The 17,215-nt window shown below is 50.2% G+C and carries 12 protein-coding genes; 1 reads left to right on the forward strand and 11 read right to left on the reverse strand.

The genetic code is table 11. From position 1 onward, the window contains the following. Positions 1 to 648 precede the first annotated feature (648 nt). The 9 genes from ubiB to hslV form a co-directional block, all read right to left on the reverse strand. Complete coding sequence (ubiB, locus tag AADEFJLK_RS21995; RefSeq protein ID WP_103975810.1) at positions 649 to 2,208, reverse strand: ubiquinone biosynthesis regulatory protein kinase UbiB; 1,560 nt, start codon at positions 2,206 to 2,208, stop codon at positions 649 to 651. 69 nt (positions 2,209 to 2,277) lie between these two features. After that, positions 2,278 to 2,895 (reverse strand): ubiquinone biosynthesis accessory factor UbiJ, encoded by a 618-nt coding sequence (locus tag AADEFJLK_RS22000; protein WP_103975811.1) that lies wholly within the window; start codon positions 2,893 to 2,895, stop codon positions 2,278 to 2,280. An 11-nt stretch (positions 2,896 to 2,906) separates the two neighbouring features. Continuing rightward, complete coding sequence (locus AADEFJLK_RS22005; RefSeq protein ID WP_103975798.1) at positions 2,907 to 3,821, reverse strand: DUF4435 domain-containing protein; 915 nt, start codon at positions 3,819 to 3,821, stop codon at positions 2,907 to 2,909. A gap of 1 nt (position 3,822) precedes the next feature. Continuing rightward, entirely contained in the window at positions 3,823 to 5,106 is a 1,284-nt protein-coding gene (locus tag AADEFJLK_RS22010) for an AAA family ATPase (RefSeq protein ID WP_103975799.1), read from the reverse strand. Positions 5,107 to 5,155: 49 nt separating this feature from the next. Then, the gene (ubiE, locus tag AADEFJLK_RS22015; protein WP_088620335.1) at positions 5,156 to 5,905 is read right to left on the reverse strand and encodes a bifunctional demethylmenaquinone methyltransferase/2-methoxy-6-polyprenyl-1,4-benzoquinol methylase UbiE; all 750 of its coding nucleotides are present in this window, start codon (positions 5,903 to 5,905) and stop codon (positions 5,156 to 5,158) included. Positions 5,906 to 5,921: 16 nt separating this feature from the next. Continuing rightward, positions 5,922 to 6,317, reverse strand: coding sequence for a gamma-butyrobetaine hydroxylase family protein (locus AADEFJLK_RS22020; protein ID WP_103975800.1), 396 nt, complete (start codon positions 6,315 to 6,317; stop codon positions 5,922 to 5,924). A 129-nt stretch (positions 6,318 to 6,446) separates the two neighbouring features. Beyond that, on the reverse strand, positions 6,447 to 6,728 hold the full coding sequence (locus tag AADEFJLK_RS22025) for an antibiotic biosynthesis monooxygenase (RefSeq protein WP_103975801.1): 282 nt from the start codon (positions 6,726 to 6,728) through the stop codon (positions 6,447 to 6,449). A 161-nt stretch (positions 6,729 to 6,889) separates the two neighbouring features. Continuing rightward, entirely contained in the window at positions 6,890 to 8,221 is a 1,332-nt protein-coding gene (gene hslU, locus AADEFJLK_RS22030; RefSeq protein WP_103975802.1) for an ATP-dependent protease ATPase subunit HslU, read from the reverse strand. A gap of 17 nt (positions 8,222 to 8,238) precedes the next feature. After that, a complete protein-coding gene (gene hslV / locus AADEFJLK_RS22035) occupies positions 8,239 to 8,784 on the reverse strand; it encodes an ATP-dependent protease subunit HslV (RefSeq protein WP_088620339.1) in 546 nt (181 codons plus the stop codon). A 313-nt stretch (positions 8,785 to 9,097) separates the two neighbouring features. On the opposite strand from hslV, the gene AADEFJLK_RS22040 reads away from it, so the two are divergent. Further along, positions 9,098 to 9,619 carry a DUF1097 domain-containing protein gene (locus AADEFJLK_RS22040; RefSeq protein ID WP_088620340.1) on the forward strand — a complete coding sequence of 174 codons (522 nt, stop codon included), beginning with the start codon at positions 9,098 to 9,100 and terminating at the stop codon, positions 9,617 to 9,619. Positions 9,620 to 9,759: 140 nt separating this feature from the next. On the opposite strand, the gene AADEFJLK_RS22045 is transcribed toward AADEFJLK_RS22040, so the two are convergent. After that, entirely contained in the window at positions 9,760 to 13,746 is a 3,987-nt protein-coding gene (locus AADEFJLK_RS22045; RefSeq protein ID WP_103975803.1) for a non-ribosomal peptide synthetase, read from the reverse strand. Continuing rightward, positions 13,743 to 17,021: a non-ribosomal peptide synthetase gene (locus tag AADEFJLK_RS22050; RefSeq protein WP_103975804.1), complete on the reverse strand. Its 3,279-nt coding sequence runs from the start codon at positions 17,019 to 17,021 to the stop codon at positions 13,743 to 13,745. Before AADEFJLK_RS22050 ends, AADEFJLK_RS22045 begins: the two co-directional genes overlap by 4 nt. Positions 17,022 to 17,215 lie beyond the last annotated feature (194 nt).

Raw genomic sequence — 17,215 nt, forward strand, 5'->3', positions numbered from 1 at the left:
GGCAAACCGTGTCATCCGCAAGCTGCTTGCCCATACCGTAGGGGTGTTTCTGAATTGTTGCCTGGGCCGCCACCAACCCCTCCAATTTGAGGGGTTGGTACAAATCTAAAAAGTCGAACATCGCGTACTGTTGCTGTTACAACCGTTGCGGGATTTAGGCCGCCCACTTAAGGCAGGGCTATAGCCAACATTGCAAAATTAGCAAACGGCTAAAGCATAGGTGAAAGCTATCCCAATATCCAGGTAATATGTCACACCCAAAAATTATTTTTTGATCTATTTTGGTGCAAAAGCGCACTACAATAACACAGCTGATTATAGCTACTAGCTATAACCCTTGATGAACAACAACTTACCTAGACCCTAGAAAAACGCTAAGCAAGCGACTTTAGCGTGTAAAAACCACAGCCTTAATTATTTTTTGAGGACGCGAACTTCAATTTAACAATTTAGGGCAGCAAAATTCCTTTTGCAGTTGCAACCATGCCGCGTACGGATATGCCATGCCTGCGCATTGGGCAAATACCCTAACGTTGCCCACGCAACAATCTCGGTATGGATTTTACAGAAGAAGACTAAGGCGGTTAGCCTTGATAAGAAGGGGAAAACTAAGACAAAGAACGGCGGCTTGTGCCGCCGTCATCGCGCTTATTGGAATAGCACAGCCAAACTAATCAGCGTCGCACCCGCCAGCATCGCCCATAAAGTATGGCGTTGGTGGCTGTCGATTTGCTCGCGTAACAAGGCCAATTCGCGTTGTTGGGCTTCGGCCTGTTGTTGGGTATGGGCGGCGTTATCTAAGGCTTTATAAAGCAAAGAAGGGATTTCGGGGAATTGCTGGGCAAATTCAGGGAATTGCTTAAGCAATTGGTTGATTTTGGCTTTCGGCCCCATACGTTCATGGAACCAACCTTCCAGGAACGGCTTGGCGGTCTGCCACAAATCCAATTCGGGATACAGTTGCCGCCCCAAGCCTTCAATATTGAGCAAGGTTTTTTGCAGCAACACCAATTGCGGTTGTACCTGCATATCGAAACGGCGGGCGGTTTGGAATAGGCGTAACAGCAGTTGCCCGAAGGAAATGTCTTTTAACGGTTTCTCAAAAATCGGTTCACAAACGCTACGGATTGCCGATTCAAATTCTTCTATGCGCGTAGTGCGCGGCACCCAACCGGATTCAACGTGCATTTCCGCCACTTTGCGGTAATCGCGGTTAAAAAACGCCAAAAAGTTTTCTGCCAGATAATGCTGGTCGGATAAGGATAAAGAGCCGACGATGCCAAAATCAATGGCGATATACTTGGCGGGCAATTCAACAAAAATATTACCCGGATGCATGTCAGCATGGAAGAAATTATCCCGGAACACTTGTGTGAAGAAAATCTCCACGCCGCGCTCGGCCAGCAATTTAAAATCCGCCCCCCCTGCCCGCAGTTTGTCTATATCGCCGACCGGGATGCCATGAATCCGTTCCATGACCATGACTTTTTGCCGGGTAAACTCCCAGTGGACTTCGGGAATATAAATAATCGTCGATTTGTCGAAATTGCGGCGGATTTTTGCCGCATTGGCGGCTTCCCTGACCAAATCCAGCTCATCCAGCGTGGTTTTTTCAAACTCGGCGACGACTTCCATAGGCCGCAAGCGCCGCGCATCCGGGGAAAACTTTTCGGCAATCCGCGCCAATTCGTAAATCAGCCCCATGTCGGAATGGATACGCCCTTCAATATCGGGGCGCAACACCTTCACCACGACATCCTCGCCGGTATGCAGCGTCGCGGTATGTACTTGCGCCACCGAAGCCGAGGCCATAGGCTCCGGGTCAAATTCGGCAAAAGCCTCATTGATCGACATGCCCAGCTCTTTTTCGATAATGGCGCGGGCAATGTCGCTGCCGAACGGCGGCACCCGGTCTTGCAGCTTGACCAGTTCATCGGCAATATCGTCGGGCAACAAATCTTTACGCGTCGATAAAGCTTGGCCAAATTTGACATAGATCGGCCCCAAATCTTCCAATGCTTGGCGAATCCTCACCCCGCGCGACACCGCCAGCTCATTTTTGCGGTTCAGCCAATAATACGGCGTACAAAGCGCCAAAAACCGGATTGGGCGGAAATAAGGCGTGTTTAAGACAATTTCATCGAGGCCGTGCATCACCAAGACCCAATTGATATGGATCAGGCGCATTAAAATTTTAGGGCGGATCACTGCGTTACCTTTGGTGGCGTAGAGTACCCACCTTAACAGCGGTGGGTACATTTATTGTTTTTTATAGTTTTAAGGGTGTTCTAAGTTATTTTTCAGCCTATCTACACGGCTTTGCAGACGGTCAAAGTCTAGCCGCAGATCGTCGATTTGCTGATAAAAAATATCCATTTCGGGTACGGCGGGCAAGTCGCGGGTTTCTTCCTGCAAAAACTCGGCGGCGTTAAGCCGGAAGGTTTCCAGCGTGTCTTTGCTCCAGTCTTGCCCAGCCCGGAAAAACTGACTCAAGTTATGGGCAAATCGTTCACCCGTATACCTGGCTAATTTGTCTTCCAGATGAATATCCAGCTTGGCGAACAGTTCCTGAAACCGCCGCCCCGTGTGCATATCACCTGCGATGACGACATCGCCGGAAAACACCGACCGCATCGGCTTAGCACTCAGCCCCATTAAACCGAACGCAAACAAAGACCCCGTCAACCGGGTATCGGGTTCGCCCAGATACTGGTCCAGCACTTGGATGGTATCGGCTGCCGGACACAGGTAGAGGGTTTCGTTAAACGGGGTAATGGTCACGGCGATGACTTTGCCCGCTAAGGGTTGCAAAAACTGCCCGGCATTCGGGTCTAGTTGCACATAGCGGCTAAGGGCAAATTCTAGCGTGCCGATAAGTAAGGGTTTAATAGGCATATTAAGTAAATTCATGAAGTGACATGCCGCAAATATTCAGTTAAAGAATCCGGTGTCTGCGCATAAGCGGAAAACACGATTATCGCCTGATCGTTGCTTAATTTGTTACCAAAAGAAAAAGTGATTTTTTCCGTTATATAGGTTTGGGGGTTCGCCGCATCTTGCAACAGCAGTTCCAGCAACGTCAACACAAACCCCAATTCATACTTGCCCCTAAATACTTGCTGGTGCTGGCAATGGCTGAATGCGCTTATTTTGGCCGCTAACGCCGCTGGCGGAATGGCTAAGGCGTTGGTAAACGTCTGTGTTAGCGTTTCCGGCGTATAGTGTGCCGACACCGCCTGTAAATCAAAACCGATAAAGCCTTTAGGGAGTTTCTCATCTAAATTAACCCCGGTTGCTTGTCCGGTCGCATTTCTCCGCTCAATCAAACACGCATACCACGCATTAAATAACAGCGTCGCCTGATGAAATTCTGCTTGCCTAGCCAAAAACAAGCTGACACAGGTTTGATAGCTTGTACTCAATTCCGACAAATGCAGCAGATTTTTTAAAATCTCCTGAAACACCTCAACCGACACATAAAAATTCTCGATAGCATAGCACGGCGTTTCAAAAATGGGCGGACTATGCGGTGTTAAGGGCGGATTAAAATCCCTATCAATAAAAAACGCTTTTTTGTAACGGTCATATTCGGTATGTCCGGCAATTAGACGGTAGACCTCCAAAACCTTTTCCCTACCCCCGCAAAGTATGTTCTGATAAGCGGCGGTAAATCGTTTGATTCTGGGTGCGTAATACGCGCTGTCTTTACCTTCATAAAAACAAAATAAGCTGTCTTGGTGTGTTTGGGTGAGCAGGGTAAATTCGAGATAGGCCGCGACTGGCTTAGAACGGCCTTGTCTTAGTGCTTCTAAAAGCCCCATATTACGCGGCGACCTGTTTAGTGCGCGTAATATACTCGCTTAACCCCACTGCATAACGGTCTAGCTCATTATCGAAAATAAACGGCGAATGGGTAACGGCCAGCAGAAAATCACACTTGGTGGAGTTAATCATATCGGGCAATAATTGCTTTTGCCATGGCATACTCAGCGATAACTCAGGCTCATCAAACAACACGATAAAACGCTGGCCTTCCTCGGCAAGATAAATCTTCGCAAACATCGAAATGATTTGTTTTTCGCCAGAAGACAAATATTTAAGCTCAATCGCCGCATCGGTTATATCCGATTTAACAAAAATCTTAATCGCACTTTCGTCATAAAATAGTTGCTTACCCACCAGATACTTATTACAAACATCCCGAAACTGCTTTACCGAATTATCCAACGTCTTTTGGGTGTCGTAAATTTCCAGCAATTTTTTCAGAAAATACATAAGCGAGGGGTTAGTCTCTTTCTTATCGGCCACAATAGCCCGCATGGCGGTTTTGTCTTCTTCGGGCAATTGCTTACCTACCCTAGCCAAGATAATTTCCAGCGCATTTTGGTCGATTGTATCTAACCAACGGTTATCCGTTTCGGAAAAGCCTTTAACCAATTGGCTTAAAATCTCCGAAGAGATTTTGGCAAAGCCTTCTTTTAATAAGCTATCAATTTTATTTTCGATACTGGCAAATTTTCTGGACACATCGTCCATACCGAATTGGATAACGGTGTCTTCTTGGTTTAACCGTTCGTCCTGTTCGTCGTAACCGAGATTATGTAAATCTTCTTCTACGCGCCGAAATGTCGGGAAATAAAGTATATCTTTTCCTGAAATGCCAGATTGGATTTTTGTTTTTGCCTTAAGTTCATATATTGCCGTATGGATTTTACCTTGATGTTTGATATGGCTTGCCTTAAGAGAAACTGGATGCGTTAATGATGAATTGTTTTTATCCAAAACAGCCATAGCAGCACCTACCCGTTTTGCCACACCAGATGAACTCCAATTGACTGATTTATTTATTATTTTTATGTTTTCTATATTTATTTCAATAGCATCGGCATCACTTTCTGAAAACCGCAAAACCAATCTTTCAAAATAAAACTCAGACAACTTCAAAAAATTCTGCGTCAACGTATAGTAAAGAATATTCAAAACCTGAGTCTTGCCCAGCCCATTCTCCCCGACCAAAATCTTAATATTTTCATCAAACGGGATATGCACATCACTGGTGCCAAACAGACCATATACCGAGAAGGATTTAATAGGGCTAGTATTCATCGTAGTTATCTATATCCGCTAAGCAATGATCTGTTTACAGGAATGGCGATCAGATTTTATACCCCCGATGCACGGCCACTATCCCTTGCGTCATATTAAAATATTCGCAACGCTCCAGCCCGGCGTTTTCCATCATCTGTTTCAATTCAGCCTGCTTTGGGTGCATACGGATGGATTCCGCCAAATAACGGTAGCTTTCTTCATCTTTAGCGACAAAACGGCCAATTTTCGGCAGGATATTGAACGAGTAAAAGTCATAGACTTTTTCGGTGACTTTATCGGTAGGGTGCGAGAATTCCAGCACAATCACCCGCCCGCCCGGTTTCAGAACGCGGTACATAGAACGCAAGGCGGCATCTTTGTCGGTGACGTTGCGCAGCCCAAACGCGATGCACACACAATCGAACGTATTATCGGCAAATGGCAGGCATTCGGCGTTGACTTGCGCATAACGGATATTCGCCGCCAGCCCGCGGTCGATCAGGCGGTCGCGGCCCGTGCGCAGCATTTGCGCGTTAATGTCCGCCAGCACCACTTGCCCGTCGCTACCGACGCGCTCATGGAACAATGTGGTCAAATCGCCCGTGCCGCCCGCCAAGTCCAAAACGTGCTCGCCTTTGCGGACATTGCTCAGTTGTACGGCGATACGCTTCCAAATGCGGTGTATGCCTAAGGACATCAAATCATTCATGATGTCGTACTGTTCGGCAACGGAATCAAAAACCCCGCGCACCAGTTTGACTTTTTCATCGACGGCGACTTGCTTAAAGCCGAAATGGGTGGTGTTATCGGTAGTCATGGTTATTCCCCTATATTTAATGCGAGTTCGTGCGTGGTGGGTTGCGGACAATGCCCGCCTCTGCCAATTGGCGCAGATAATCCGCCCACAAGGTTTGGTAATCGGTACCTAGCAGATATAACGCGTCCCAAGTATAAATGCCTGTGTCATGCCCATCGCTAAAGGCCAGCAAAATGCCGTAATTGCCGATAGGGCGGATTTCTTTAATGGTGACGGCTTCCTTACCCGTTTGCAGGGTCTCTTGCCCTGGGCCATGGCCGACCGCTTCGGCGGATTGGGTATAAACGCGCAGATATTCGACAGGCAGGACAAAGACGCTGCCGTCGTCAAAGCTAATTTCCAGGCGGTTAGACAGTTGATGGTGTTTAATCTCAACCGGCAGGCTATTGCAGGGGGTGATAGTTAGGCGCATACGATTGCTCAATGGTGTGTGGGCTGGGTAAGCTCAATAGGCTTAGCGTTAAGCCGCCCGTGCTTAGGCAGGCCAGCACAGGCGATACTTATGGCGCAATGGTGTTGCTTATTGGGCGGACAGCGAAGGCTACAACACGCCTGCCGCCAATAAATCCAAATACATAAATTCGGGGGCTTTCACACCCGCTTGTTGGCGTATCTTAACCAATTCGGGCGATTCAAAAAATGCTTTTGCATCCGCCACAGACGACCATTCGGAAAAATGCACGATATGGTTAGCGGAGTCGGTAAATTTCAAGACCTGATACTGTTGCTCGCCAGCAGCTTTTCTGATACCTGCCGCCTGATCGAAAATAATTTTCCACGCGCCGTAATCTTCGACTTCGTGGATAATGAGGACATGTGCCATGTTTATTCTGCCTTAAATCGGGCGTTTAAAAAACCTGTTTAGGATGGTGCATCAAACAAGGCCGCTAAGGCCTTGCTGGTTCCAAATACCTGCAAGGCCTAATCCGGCGGCTTGATATGCAACGGCTTGCAGCGGCAGAACTGCCCCTGCTGATTGCCACGTTACAGAATATACCTGCTCAAATCTTCATCTTCAACAAATTCGCTCAAGTGCTTATCGACATAATCGGCATCAATCACGATAGTTTTTTCCAGCAAATCGGGGGCATTGAAAGAAATGTCTTCCAAAAGCCGCTCCAAAATCGTATGCAAGCGGCGGGCGCCGATATTTTCGGTTTTCTCGTTCACTTGCCAGCCAAGTTCGGCAATGCGCTGGATACCGTCGGGGGCGAACGACAAATCGACACCTTCGGTCGCGAGTAAAGCCATATACTGTTCGGTCAAAGACGCGTTAGGTTCGGTCAGGATACGCACAAAATCTTCTGCTGACAATGGGCTTAATTCAACACGGATAGGAAACCGGCCTTGCAATTCGGGAATCAGGTCTGACGGCTTGGCGACATGGAAGGCACCGGAGGCGATAAACAGGATATGGTCGGTCTTAATCATACCGTATTTGGTGCTGACGGTACTGCCTTCAACAATCGGCAACAAGTCGCGCTGCACACCTTCGCGCGACACTTCGCCGCTGCCGCCGCCATGCTCGCCCCGTTTACAAATTTTGTCGATTTCGTCCAAAAAGACAATGCCATGTTGCTCTACCGCTTCGACGGCGCGTAACTTAATGTCTTCATCATTGATCAGTTTGGCGGCTTCTTCTTCCTGCAAAACTTTTAAGGCTTTGCTGACTTTCATTTTACGGGGCTTGGTACGCTCTGACCCCATGCTTTGGAACATGCCCTGCAATTGGTTGGTCATTTCCTCCATGCCCGGCGGCGCCATAATTTCCACACCCATTGGTGCGACATGGACATCAATTTCAATGTCCCGGTCGTCCAAATCCCCGGCGCGTAATTTATTGCGCATTTTCAGGCGTGTCGCTTCCTCGGATGACGAGAGGCTACCCGTAGGCGATAAGGGCAAAGGCAATAAAATATCCAGCAAACGCTCTTCGGCGGCATCGGCGGCTTTCACCTGCATCCGTTCCATATCATCCATGCGGGTCATTTTAATGGCGGAATCGACCAGATCACGGATAATGGATTCGACATCACGGCCAACATAACCGACTTCGGTAAATTTGGTGGCTTCGATCTTGATAAACGGCGCATTAGCCAGACGTGCCAAACGGCGGGCGATTTCGGTCTTACCGACCCCGGTAGGGCCAATCATCAAGATGTTTTTAGGGGTAATCTCATTGCGCAAAGCTGGATCGACATTTTGCCGCCGCCAGCGGTTACGCAGGGCAATCGCCACCGAACGCTTGGCACTGGCCTGACCGATAATATGTTTGTCCAATTCGCTGACAATTTCTTTGGGAGTCATTTGTGTCATGATTTCACTTGTCCGTCTTATTCGTTAGGTTCTGCGTCCAGCTCTTCGATACGAAGATTGTGGTTGGTGTAAATGCAAATGTCGGCTGCGATGTTTAAAGACCGCTCAACAATGTCACGCGCACTCAGTTCGGTATTTTCCAGCAAAGCCCGCGCGGCAGCTTGGGCAAACGCGCCGCCCGACCCTATCGCCATCAAATCATGCTCCGGCTCAATCACATCTCCTGTACCCGAAATAATCAACGATGTTTTGGCATCGGCAATCACTAACAGTGCTTCCAGCTTACGCAAAGCGCGGTCAGTGCGCCAGTCTTTCGCCATTTCCACTGCCGCACGGGTTAAATTGCCACGGTGCTTTTCCAGTTTGCCTTCAAAATGCTCAAACAAAGTAAACGCGTCGGCGGTCGCCCCGGCAAAGCCGGCGATAACTTTATCATGATACAAGCGGCGCACTTTACGGGCGTTGCCTTTCATGACCGTGTTACCTAAGGTGACTTGCCCGTCGCCGCCAATGACGACTTTACCGCCACGGCGTACAGAAAGTATGGTTGTTCCTCTAAACATGTTTTTATATCCTAAACGTTACCAAACCTGAACTCTATCAAAAATGTCCAGCCATTTTACAGTGTCTCATCATAAAAGTGCGAAAAAAGTCGCCCTAATCAGGCGAAGAGACCTGTTAGCTGTTAGAAATGCGGGCTGATTCACAGTAATTCAAGCTTTCCTTAGTTATTTACATTTTCTCTTCTCTTTAATCTCTGCTAACATCAGAAAAGTTCGGATTTTATCCTTCCCTGACCGAACACCGGATTAACGCCGCCGCCTCGCGGGCTAATCCGGCCATATTATTATTGAGGCATTACCTGGAGATAGAATAATGAACAAATTGACTGCACTTTCCTTAAGTATTGGTGTGCTGGCCGGTGTCGCAACCTTTTTGGCCGTAGGGCCTGCCAGCGGGGTTTTCTTCATCTGGGCGGCAACCATTGCTTGGGCGGCTTATTTTCTGTTAGGCGGCAATCAAGAAGCCTTGGTAAACACTATCGTTTGCGGTATTTTCGGCGTGGCCATGGCCTGGATCACCGCCTTGCTGTTGACCGAAATATCCCCTGACACCCTGCTTGGCTTCCCGCTGATGGCCGCCATTACCGTAACGGTTGCGGTCATCGTCATGTGTCTGGCCGCCAGTTGCCCACGCCTGGCCGCCATCCCTGCCAGCGTGTTAGGTTATTCATCAACTTTCGCCTATTTGCTGCAAACCCCTGATAAATTAAACCAAGATGTCCTGTTAGGCGTTTCCTTAAGCAACCCGTTGCTGGTCATTTCGATTTCTATCGTGGTCGGTACTTATTTCGGCCAATTCTCAGGCCAACTGGCCGCTAAATGGACTAAAGAATAAAGCTACCACCATTATTCCCCCTGCAAATGGCTATCGCTAAGGCCACACCGTTAAAGGGGGGCGTAGTGACTTGTTGCCAGCGGGATGTGACGGATTAGGCTTGCCATCCGCACATCCTGCCCCATATCACTACCTTGGCATCACTTATGGATGTATTTCTCCAGCACCCGCTTAAAGATCCCTAACCATGCCATCAGGTAAGCGTCGTCTTTTAACTGCATATGTTCGCAGTCAATGGCATACGTTTCAGGTTTATCATTAAAAAGCTGTAGCCAAGTGTCTGCACCTGCCTGTTTCGAGTGGACAAACACCACTTTTTTCAAGCCATCCCGAATAGGCTCCGGTTTATAGAGCAACATCGCCTGCAAATAAATCGGTTCGATAGATTGCCAAAATAACCGTGCCGGCACTGGCTTACCCAAACCAAAATAAAAATTAATGACAAAGGCCATTTTTATTTTTTTCAGCCACCGCCGCGCATATACGACATAGCCTAAATAATGCAGTTGCCCAAGTTCCCTACGCCACCTCATTATGTAACTTGGCGTATCGTGATTCTCGCCATCATAACTGAGTTGGGAAGGGTCGAGCAGAAACAGTAAAGCCACTTGTTTGCCTTGCGCACATAATTGCCGCGCCACTTCATACATAATCATCCCACCCACCGAAAACCCGCCTAAATGATAAGGCCCTACAGGGTCTATGGCTTGAATGCCGCGTATATAGTGGGCAGCCATATCCGCAATCGTCCGGTGGCGGGCTTTATAGCCATCCAAGGACTGATGTTTTAACAGATAAAGCGGTTGGTCTGTACCAATGTTCTCCAGCAGCATCGAAAAAATTTTCCCATCAACACCCCAAAAAAACGGTGGCTTAGTGCCGTCCGCTTGAAAAGCATTGAGGCTGGCCGAGGCATTTTGCTTGGCGGCATTCCCCTGTCCTAACACTTCAGCCAGTAAGCTGACGGTAGGATATTGAAACAGCCACTCTACGGGTACGCTTTGCTTAAGCTTGGCTTCTATTTGGGTGCACAGCGTCAAAGCCAATAAAGAATGCCCGCCCAGTTCAAAAAAATTATCGTCACGGCCAATTGGGGCGATGGCTAAAACCTCCTGCCAAACGGCGGCCAATGCCGCTTCCACCGGCGAGGCGGGTGGCACATAGCGGCGGGCAACATTAAAATGCGTTTGGTCAGGCGGCGGTAAGGCCTTACGGTCGATTTTACCGTGGGCGGTCAGCGGCAAGCTATCTAAAAACACCCAAGCGGACGGTACCATATAATCGGGCAAACCCGCTTTAAGGGCAGCACGCAACGGGGTGCTGTCTTTGTCCACCCCTAAGGCCGGGACAATATAAGCAATCAGGCGCGAGTCTTGGTCAGAACTGCCCTGCAACACCACCACGGCGGCAGTGACAGTCTCCTGTTGCAACAGAAGGGCCTCAATTTCACCCAATTCAATGCGGAAACCGCGCAATTTAATTTGCTGGTCGATACGGCCTAAATAGTCGAGCGTACCGTCAGCTAACCAACGGGCCAGATCGCCGGTCTTATAGAGACGGGCGGTGGGATCGTCGCTAAACGGATGGGCAATAAACCGTTCTGCGGTCAATTCGGGGCGGCGCAAATAGCCTTTTGCCAATCCGGTGCCGGCGATATACAACTCGCCAGGGATACCAATGGCTTGGGGCTGTAAATACCGATCCAAAATATACGCCTGTAAATCCGGCAAAGCCTTGCCAATAATGCTGTGTTGGCTTAAGGCATCGGCTTGGCTTACTGGGTAATAACTGACATGCACGGTGGTTTCGGTAATGCCGTACATATTCACCAAGCGGGGTGTCTGGTCGCCATGCCGGGCGAACCACGGCAGCAAGCTGGGGAAATCTAAAGCTTCGCCGCCAAAAATAATATATCTGAGTTTCAACGGGCTTTGGCCACCCAGTTCTTGGTCGATTTGCGCCAACTGCCGGAACGCCGAAGGCGTTTGGTTAAGGACAGTGACACCCTCACTGACGAGCAAACGATAAAACTCTCTAGGTGAACGCGATACCCAATAAGGCACAATGACCAATTTGCCGCCGTATAACCAAGCGCCCCATAGTTCCCATACCGAAAAATCAAAGGCGTAGGAATGGAACAGCGTCCAAACATCGTGCCCGTCAAAGCCATAGAGAGCTTCTGTGCTGGCAAACAATCGGCTGACATTGGCATGGGTCACCATCACCCCTTTCGGGTTGCCGGTGGAACCGGAGGTATAAATCACATAGGCCAATTGCCCGGCATTTAAGTCACTGCCCAAATCGGGGTTACTCTCCGGGCATTCGGCAAACGGCCCGGTCAAGGTATCCAAATAGATAAGCTCTGCCGCCGTTTCTGGCCATTCTAAATGTGTTTGGGTCAATAACAACGGGGCTTGGCAGTCTGCCAGCAAATACGCCAAACGGGCGGGTGGGTAGCTAGGGTCTATCGGTATATATGCCGCCCCTGCTTTTAATATGCCCAACAAACCGATAACCATACTCAGTGACCGTTCGGTGCCGATAGCGACTAATGAGCCTACCCGAACACCCCGCGTCAGCAGATAATGCGCCAGTTGGTTAGCCTTCGCGTTAAGGGCTTGGTAACTTAGCTGTTCGCGGCCAAACACCACGGCAATGGCATGGGGCGTACGGGCTACCTGCGCCTCGAACAAATGGTGAATGCAGCGGTTTTGGGGATAATCGGCTGGCGTAGCGTTCCAACCAACCAACAGTTGCTGGCGCTCGGTAGCGGTCAACAGCGGCAATTCGCCAATGGGCCAATCCGGTTGCGCGACAATGCCCGCTAACAGGGTCTGCCAATGCCCCGCCATACGGCTGATGGTGTCGGCATCAAACAGATCAGTGCTGTATTCGATAAGGCCGACTAAACCGTCTGCTTGTTCGGATAAGGCCAGCGTCAAATCAAATTTGGCATTACCGCTAGCGACCTCAATAGACGAGGCTTGCAAGCCGGGCCAATCCGCCGCCTCCGCAGGCGGCTGTAACACCAGCATAACCTGGAACAGCGGATGCCGACTCCGGTCACGGGGCAACTGCATGTCCGCCACCAGTTTTTCGAAGGGCAGTTCCTGATGGCTATAGGCCTCCAAACACACTTTGCGCACCCGCCCCAACAGTTGGCGAAAGCTAGGGTCGCCAGACACGTCTGTACGCAACACCAGCGTATTGGCAAAGAAACCGAGCAGCTGTTCGGTCTCCTGACGGGTACGTCCGGCAATCACTGTGCCGACTACGATGTCATCCTGACCGCTATAACGGTGCAACAGCACTTGTAAAGCCGCCAACAGCACCATAAAAAAGGTACTGTTATGCTGTTGCGCCAAGCCTTTTAAACCAAGGGCCAGTTCTGCGGATAACCGTAGCGGCAGTTGCGCCCCCCGATAGCTGGGCTGTTGCGGGCGGGGGTGGTCGGTCGGTAAAGCCAATGCTACGGCTCCCGCTAACTGTTTCCGCCAATAATTGAGCTGTCTGTCCAATATGTCACCCTGCAACCATTCACGCTGCCAAACCGCATAATCCGCATACTGGATGGGCAAGCCGGGCAAATCCGCCGCTATACCCAAACTAAAAAAACCATACAATGCCGCCAGTTCGCGGTTAAAAACGGCCAGTGACCAGCCGTCGAAAATACTATGGTGGATGGTGACCAGCAGGACATGTGCCTGCGCCGACAATTTCAACAATAGGGTACGGATGAGTGGCGCCTGCGTCAGGTCGAACGGTTGGTTTGCCGCCGCCTCCAGAATGATCCGTAGTGCACCGTCAGAATCCACCTCCATATCCGGCAATTCCGTCAAAGTACAGGCCAACGGCAGGGGCGGATTAATGACCTGGACGGCCTCCCCGCCCTGCCCGACAAATCCCGTGCGCAACACTTCATGGCGGGCGACCAGGGCATCCAAGCCGTGTTGCAAAGCAGGCACATCCAATACCCCGTCCAAACGGATAGCCCAAGCGATGTTATACAGACTGCTGGATCCGATCAGGCGGTCTAAAAACCAGAGCCGCTGTTGGGCAAAGGAAACGGGAAAAAAATAACAGTCATCGGTGCTGGCTGAATCCGCTTCATTTTGGATAAATGTCATAGCTCTGTAATTTGATAAGATTTGCGCCGCAATGCTTGGATAGGGGTATGTTTACCGGCATTATTTTGTTTTAGCACCACGTCTAACTGTTTAGCAAAGCTGCTGATGGTCGGCTCATCAAATAACAAGCTCAGCGGCAATTCATTGTGGAAATGCTCCTCAATACGCACAAGCAATTGCATCGCAAATAGAGAATCGCCGCCCAATTCAAAAAAATCATCATGGACACCAATAGGACTAATACCTAAGACTTCTTGCCAAATCACCACCATCGCCTCTTCGGTCGCTGAACTAGGCGGCGCATAGTTATGCCCTAAACGCAGACTTAGCAAATCAGGTGCCGGCAATGCCTGCCGGTCTAGCTTACCGTTGGGAGTTAACGGCCATTCTGCCAATACCACAAAAGCCGAAGGCAACATATAATCGGGTAGCTCTGCCTTAACAAAAAGGGCTAAAGCACTGCTGTCCGGTTGCCCCTGTTGCGGGTGCAGCAAATATGCCACTAAGCGTTTATCGCCCGGCTGATCTTCACGCGCCAGCACTACCGCTTCATGGATACCAGGATAACGGCGCAATACCGCTTCAATTTCTCCCAACTCAATCCGGTAGCCGCGTAATTTTACTTGATTATCGATACGCCCCAAAAACTCTACGTTTCCATCCGGCAGATAACGCGCCAAATCACCCGTGTCATATAAACGCGCGTGCGGCTTGTTGCTGAAAGGATGGGCAATAAATTTCCCCGCCGTTAATTCAGGCTGCTGATAATAGCCCTTAGCCAAACAATCGCCACCAATATGGATTATGCCAAAAACACCTACCGGAACCGGTTGGCGGTTACAGTCTAAAAGATAAATTTCAGTATTGGCAATCGGTCGCCCTATAGACGGAAATTCTGCCCAAGTGCGTATATCTTCAGGCAAATCAAACGCCGTAACAACATGACATTCGGTAGGGCCGTATTGGTTAACCAAGCGGCAACCGCCAAGATTTTTAATAAACTGCTTAATGGCAGGGGTGGCGTGCAATTTTTCCCCTGCCGTTATAATAACCACCAAATGGCTGTCAATAAGGACGCTGGCATGGGTATGGGCGAGCTGTTGCAAGGCGATAAAAGGCAGATATAAATCTGTCACCTTATGGCTAACGATCGCCGCCAATAGTAAGCGCGGGTCTTTACGTTGGGCTTCGGTTATTAACACCAAGCCGCCTCCCGTGCTAAGGGCCGAAAAAATCTCTTGAAATGACACATCAAAATTTAGGCTGGTAAACTGCAAAACCCGCCGTTCTGGCCGCTGTTGCAAGCCGTCTGTTTGCCAATTAAGCAGATTCACTAAGGCGCGGTGCGGCATAGCCACACCCTTAGGCCTACCCGTAGAACCGGAAGTATACAGGATATAAGCGCTGTGTTCTGGCTGGCTTAACACTGCGGGGTTGTGGGTGCTAAAGCTACTGAGCAGGGCTTCTAACTGGGCAATATCGACTATCAGGGCTTGCGTATCGGCCAAATCCGCCACATATTCACCTTGAGTGATTAAGACGGGAACTTGGGCATCGGTCAGCATCAATTCCAGCCGCGCTTTCGGATACAGCGGATCTAACGGCACATAACAAGCCCCGGCTTTAAGAATAGCCAATACGGCGATTATCATGGCGGGACTTCTGGCTAAACAAATGCCTACGGCTTGTTCGGGGGCGACATGTAAGCTGATAAGATAATGCGCCAATTGGTTGGCCTTAGCGTTAAGGACTTGGTAGCTGAGCTGTTCGCGGCCAAACACCACCGCAATGGCCTGGGGCGTACTGGCCGCCTGTGTCTCGAACAGGTGGTGGATACAGCGGTCTTTAGGATAATCGGTTTGCGTAGCATTCCAACCGACCAACAATTGCTGGCGTTCGGCGGCGGTCAGCAGCGGCAGCTCGCCGATAGTACAGTCCGGTTGCCCGACAATGCCCGCCAGCAGGGTCTGTAAATGCCCCACCATGCGTTCGACAGTAGCGGCATCGAACAAATCGGTACTGTACTCGATAACGCCCGACAACCCATCGGGTTGTTCCGTCCATAACAGGGTCAGATCAAACTTAGCGCTGTCTTGGGCAACGGCGACCGGGGCTACGGATAACCCGGCCCATGCCCCGCCCTGCTCCCCACTCGGCGGCTCTAAGACCAGCATAACCTGAAACAGCGGATTCCGGCTGCGGTCACGAGGCAGTTGCATATCAGCCACCAACTTTTCAAAAGGCAACTCCTGGTGGTTATAGGCCTCCAAGCATACTTTGCGCACCTGCCCAAGCAATTGGCAAAAGCTGGGGTTGCCGGACAAATCCGCCCGCAACGCCAGCGTGTTGGCAAAAAAGCCCAGCAGGTGTTCGGTTTCCTGGCGGGTGCGTCCGGCAATCGCCGTGCCGACCACGATATCGTCCTGGCCGCTGTAGCGGTGCAGCAGCACTTGCAAAGCGGCTAACAGCACCATAAAGAGGGTCGCATTGTGTTGTTGCGCCAAGGCTTTTAGGTCTTGGGACAGTGCCGCTGGTAGCCGGATAGCCGCTTGTGTACCCCGATAAGAAAGTTGTGGTGGGCGCGGGCGGTCAGTCGGCAAAACCAGCGTCGCCGCCCCGGACAACTGCCCCCGCCAGTAGTCAAGCTGTCTGGTCAGAACCCCACCCCGCAACCATTCGCGCTGCCAAACCGCATAATCTGCATACTGGATCGGCAAATCGGGTAAATCCGCCGCTACGCCTAAGCTAAACGCACTATATAAGGCCGCCAGTTCGTGCTTGAAAATAGCCAGCGACCAACCGTCGAAAACACTGTGATGAACAGTAACCAGCAGGATATGCGTTTGCGCCGACAGTTTCAGTAATAGGGTACGGATGAGGGGCGCTTTCGTCAGGTCGAACGGCTGGTTTGCCGCCGTCTCTAGGATGAGCCGCGCCGCGCCATCCCGGTCTGTTTCCATATCCGGCAACTCCGCTAACGTACAGACCAACGGCATAGGGGGGCTAATGACTTGGACAGCCTCACTGCCCTGCCCGATAAATCCCGTGCGCAAGGCTTCATGGCGGTCGACTAGGGCATCCAAGCTGTGTTGCAGGGCAGGCACATCCAACACCCCATCCAAGCGGATAGCCCAAGCAATGTTATACAGACCGCTAGGGCCAATTAAGCGGTCTAAAAACCAGAGCCGCTGTTGGGCAAAGGACGCGGGGAAAACATATTTTTCAGCAGTGGCCGAAACAGATTGTGTGTAATTTTGGTCTTGGAAAATAGTCATTAATGATCCATTGTATAGTGAGTACAGATTTCGGGAGGATGCCAAGCGACCGGTAATTTCATGACAACCGAAAAGCGTATCATTTTGGCAGCTAAAAGCCAACTATCGGACTAGCCATTAGCACGATAAGCCGCAATAAAATTTCGCCAATCTTAAGTAATTAACGTATCATTTCGGCATTCCGCCAGCAACCC

This window comes from Methylovulum psychrotolerans, assembly GCF_002923755.1.
GTDB classification, from domain to species: Bacteria; Pseudomonadota; Gammaproteobacteria; order Methylococcales; family Methylomonadaceae; genus Methylovulum; species Methylovulum psychrotolerans.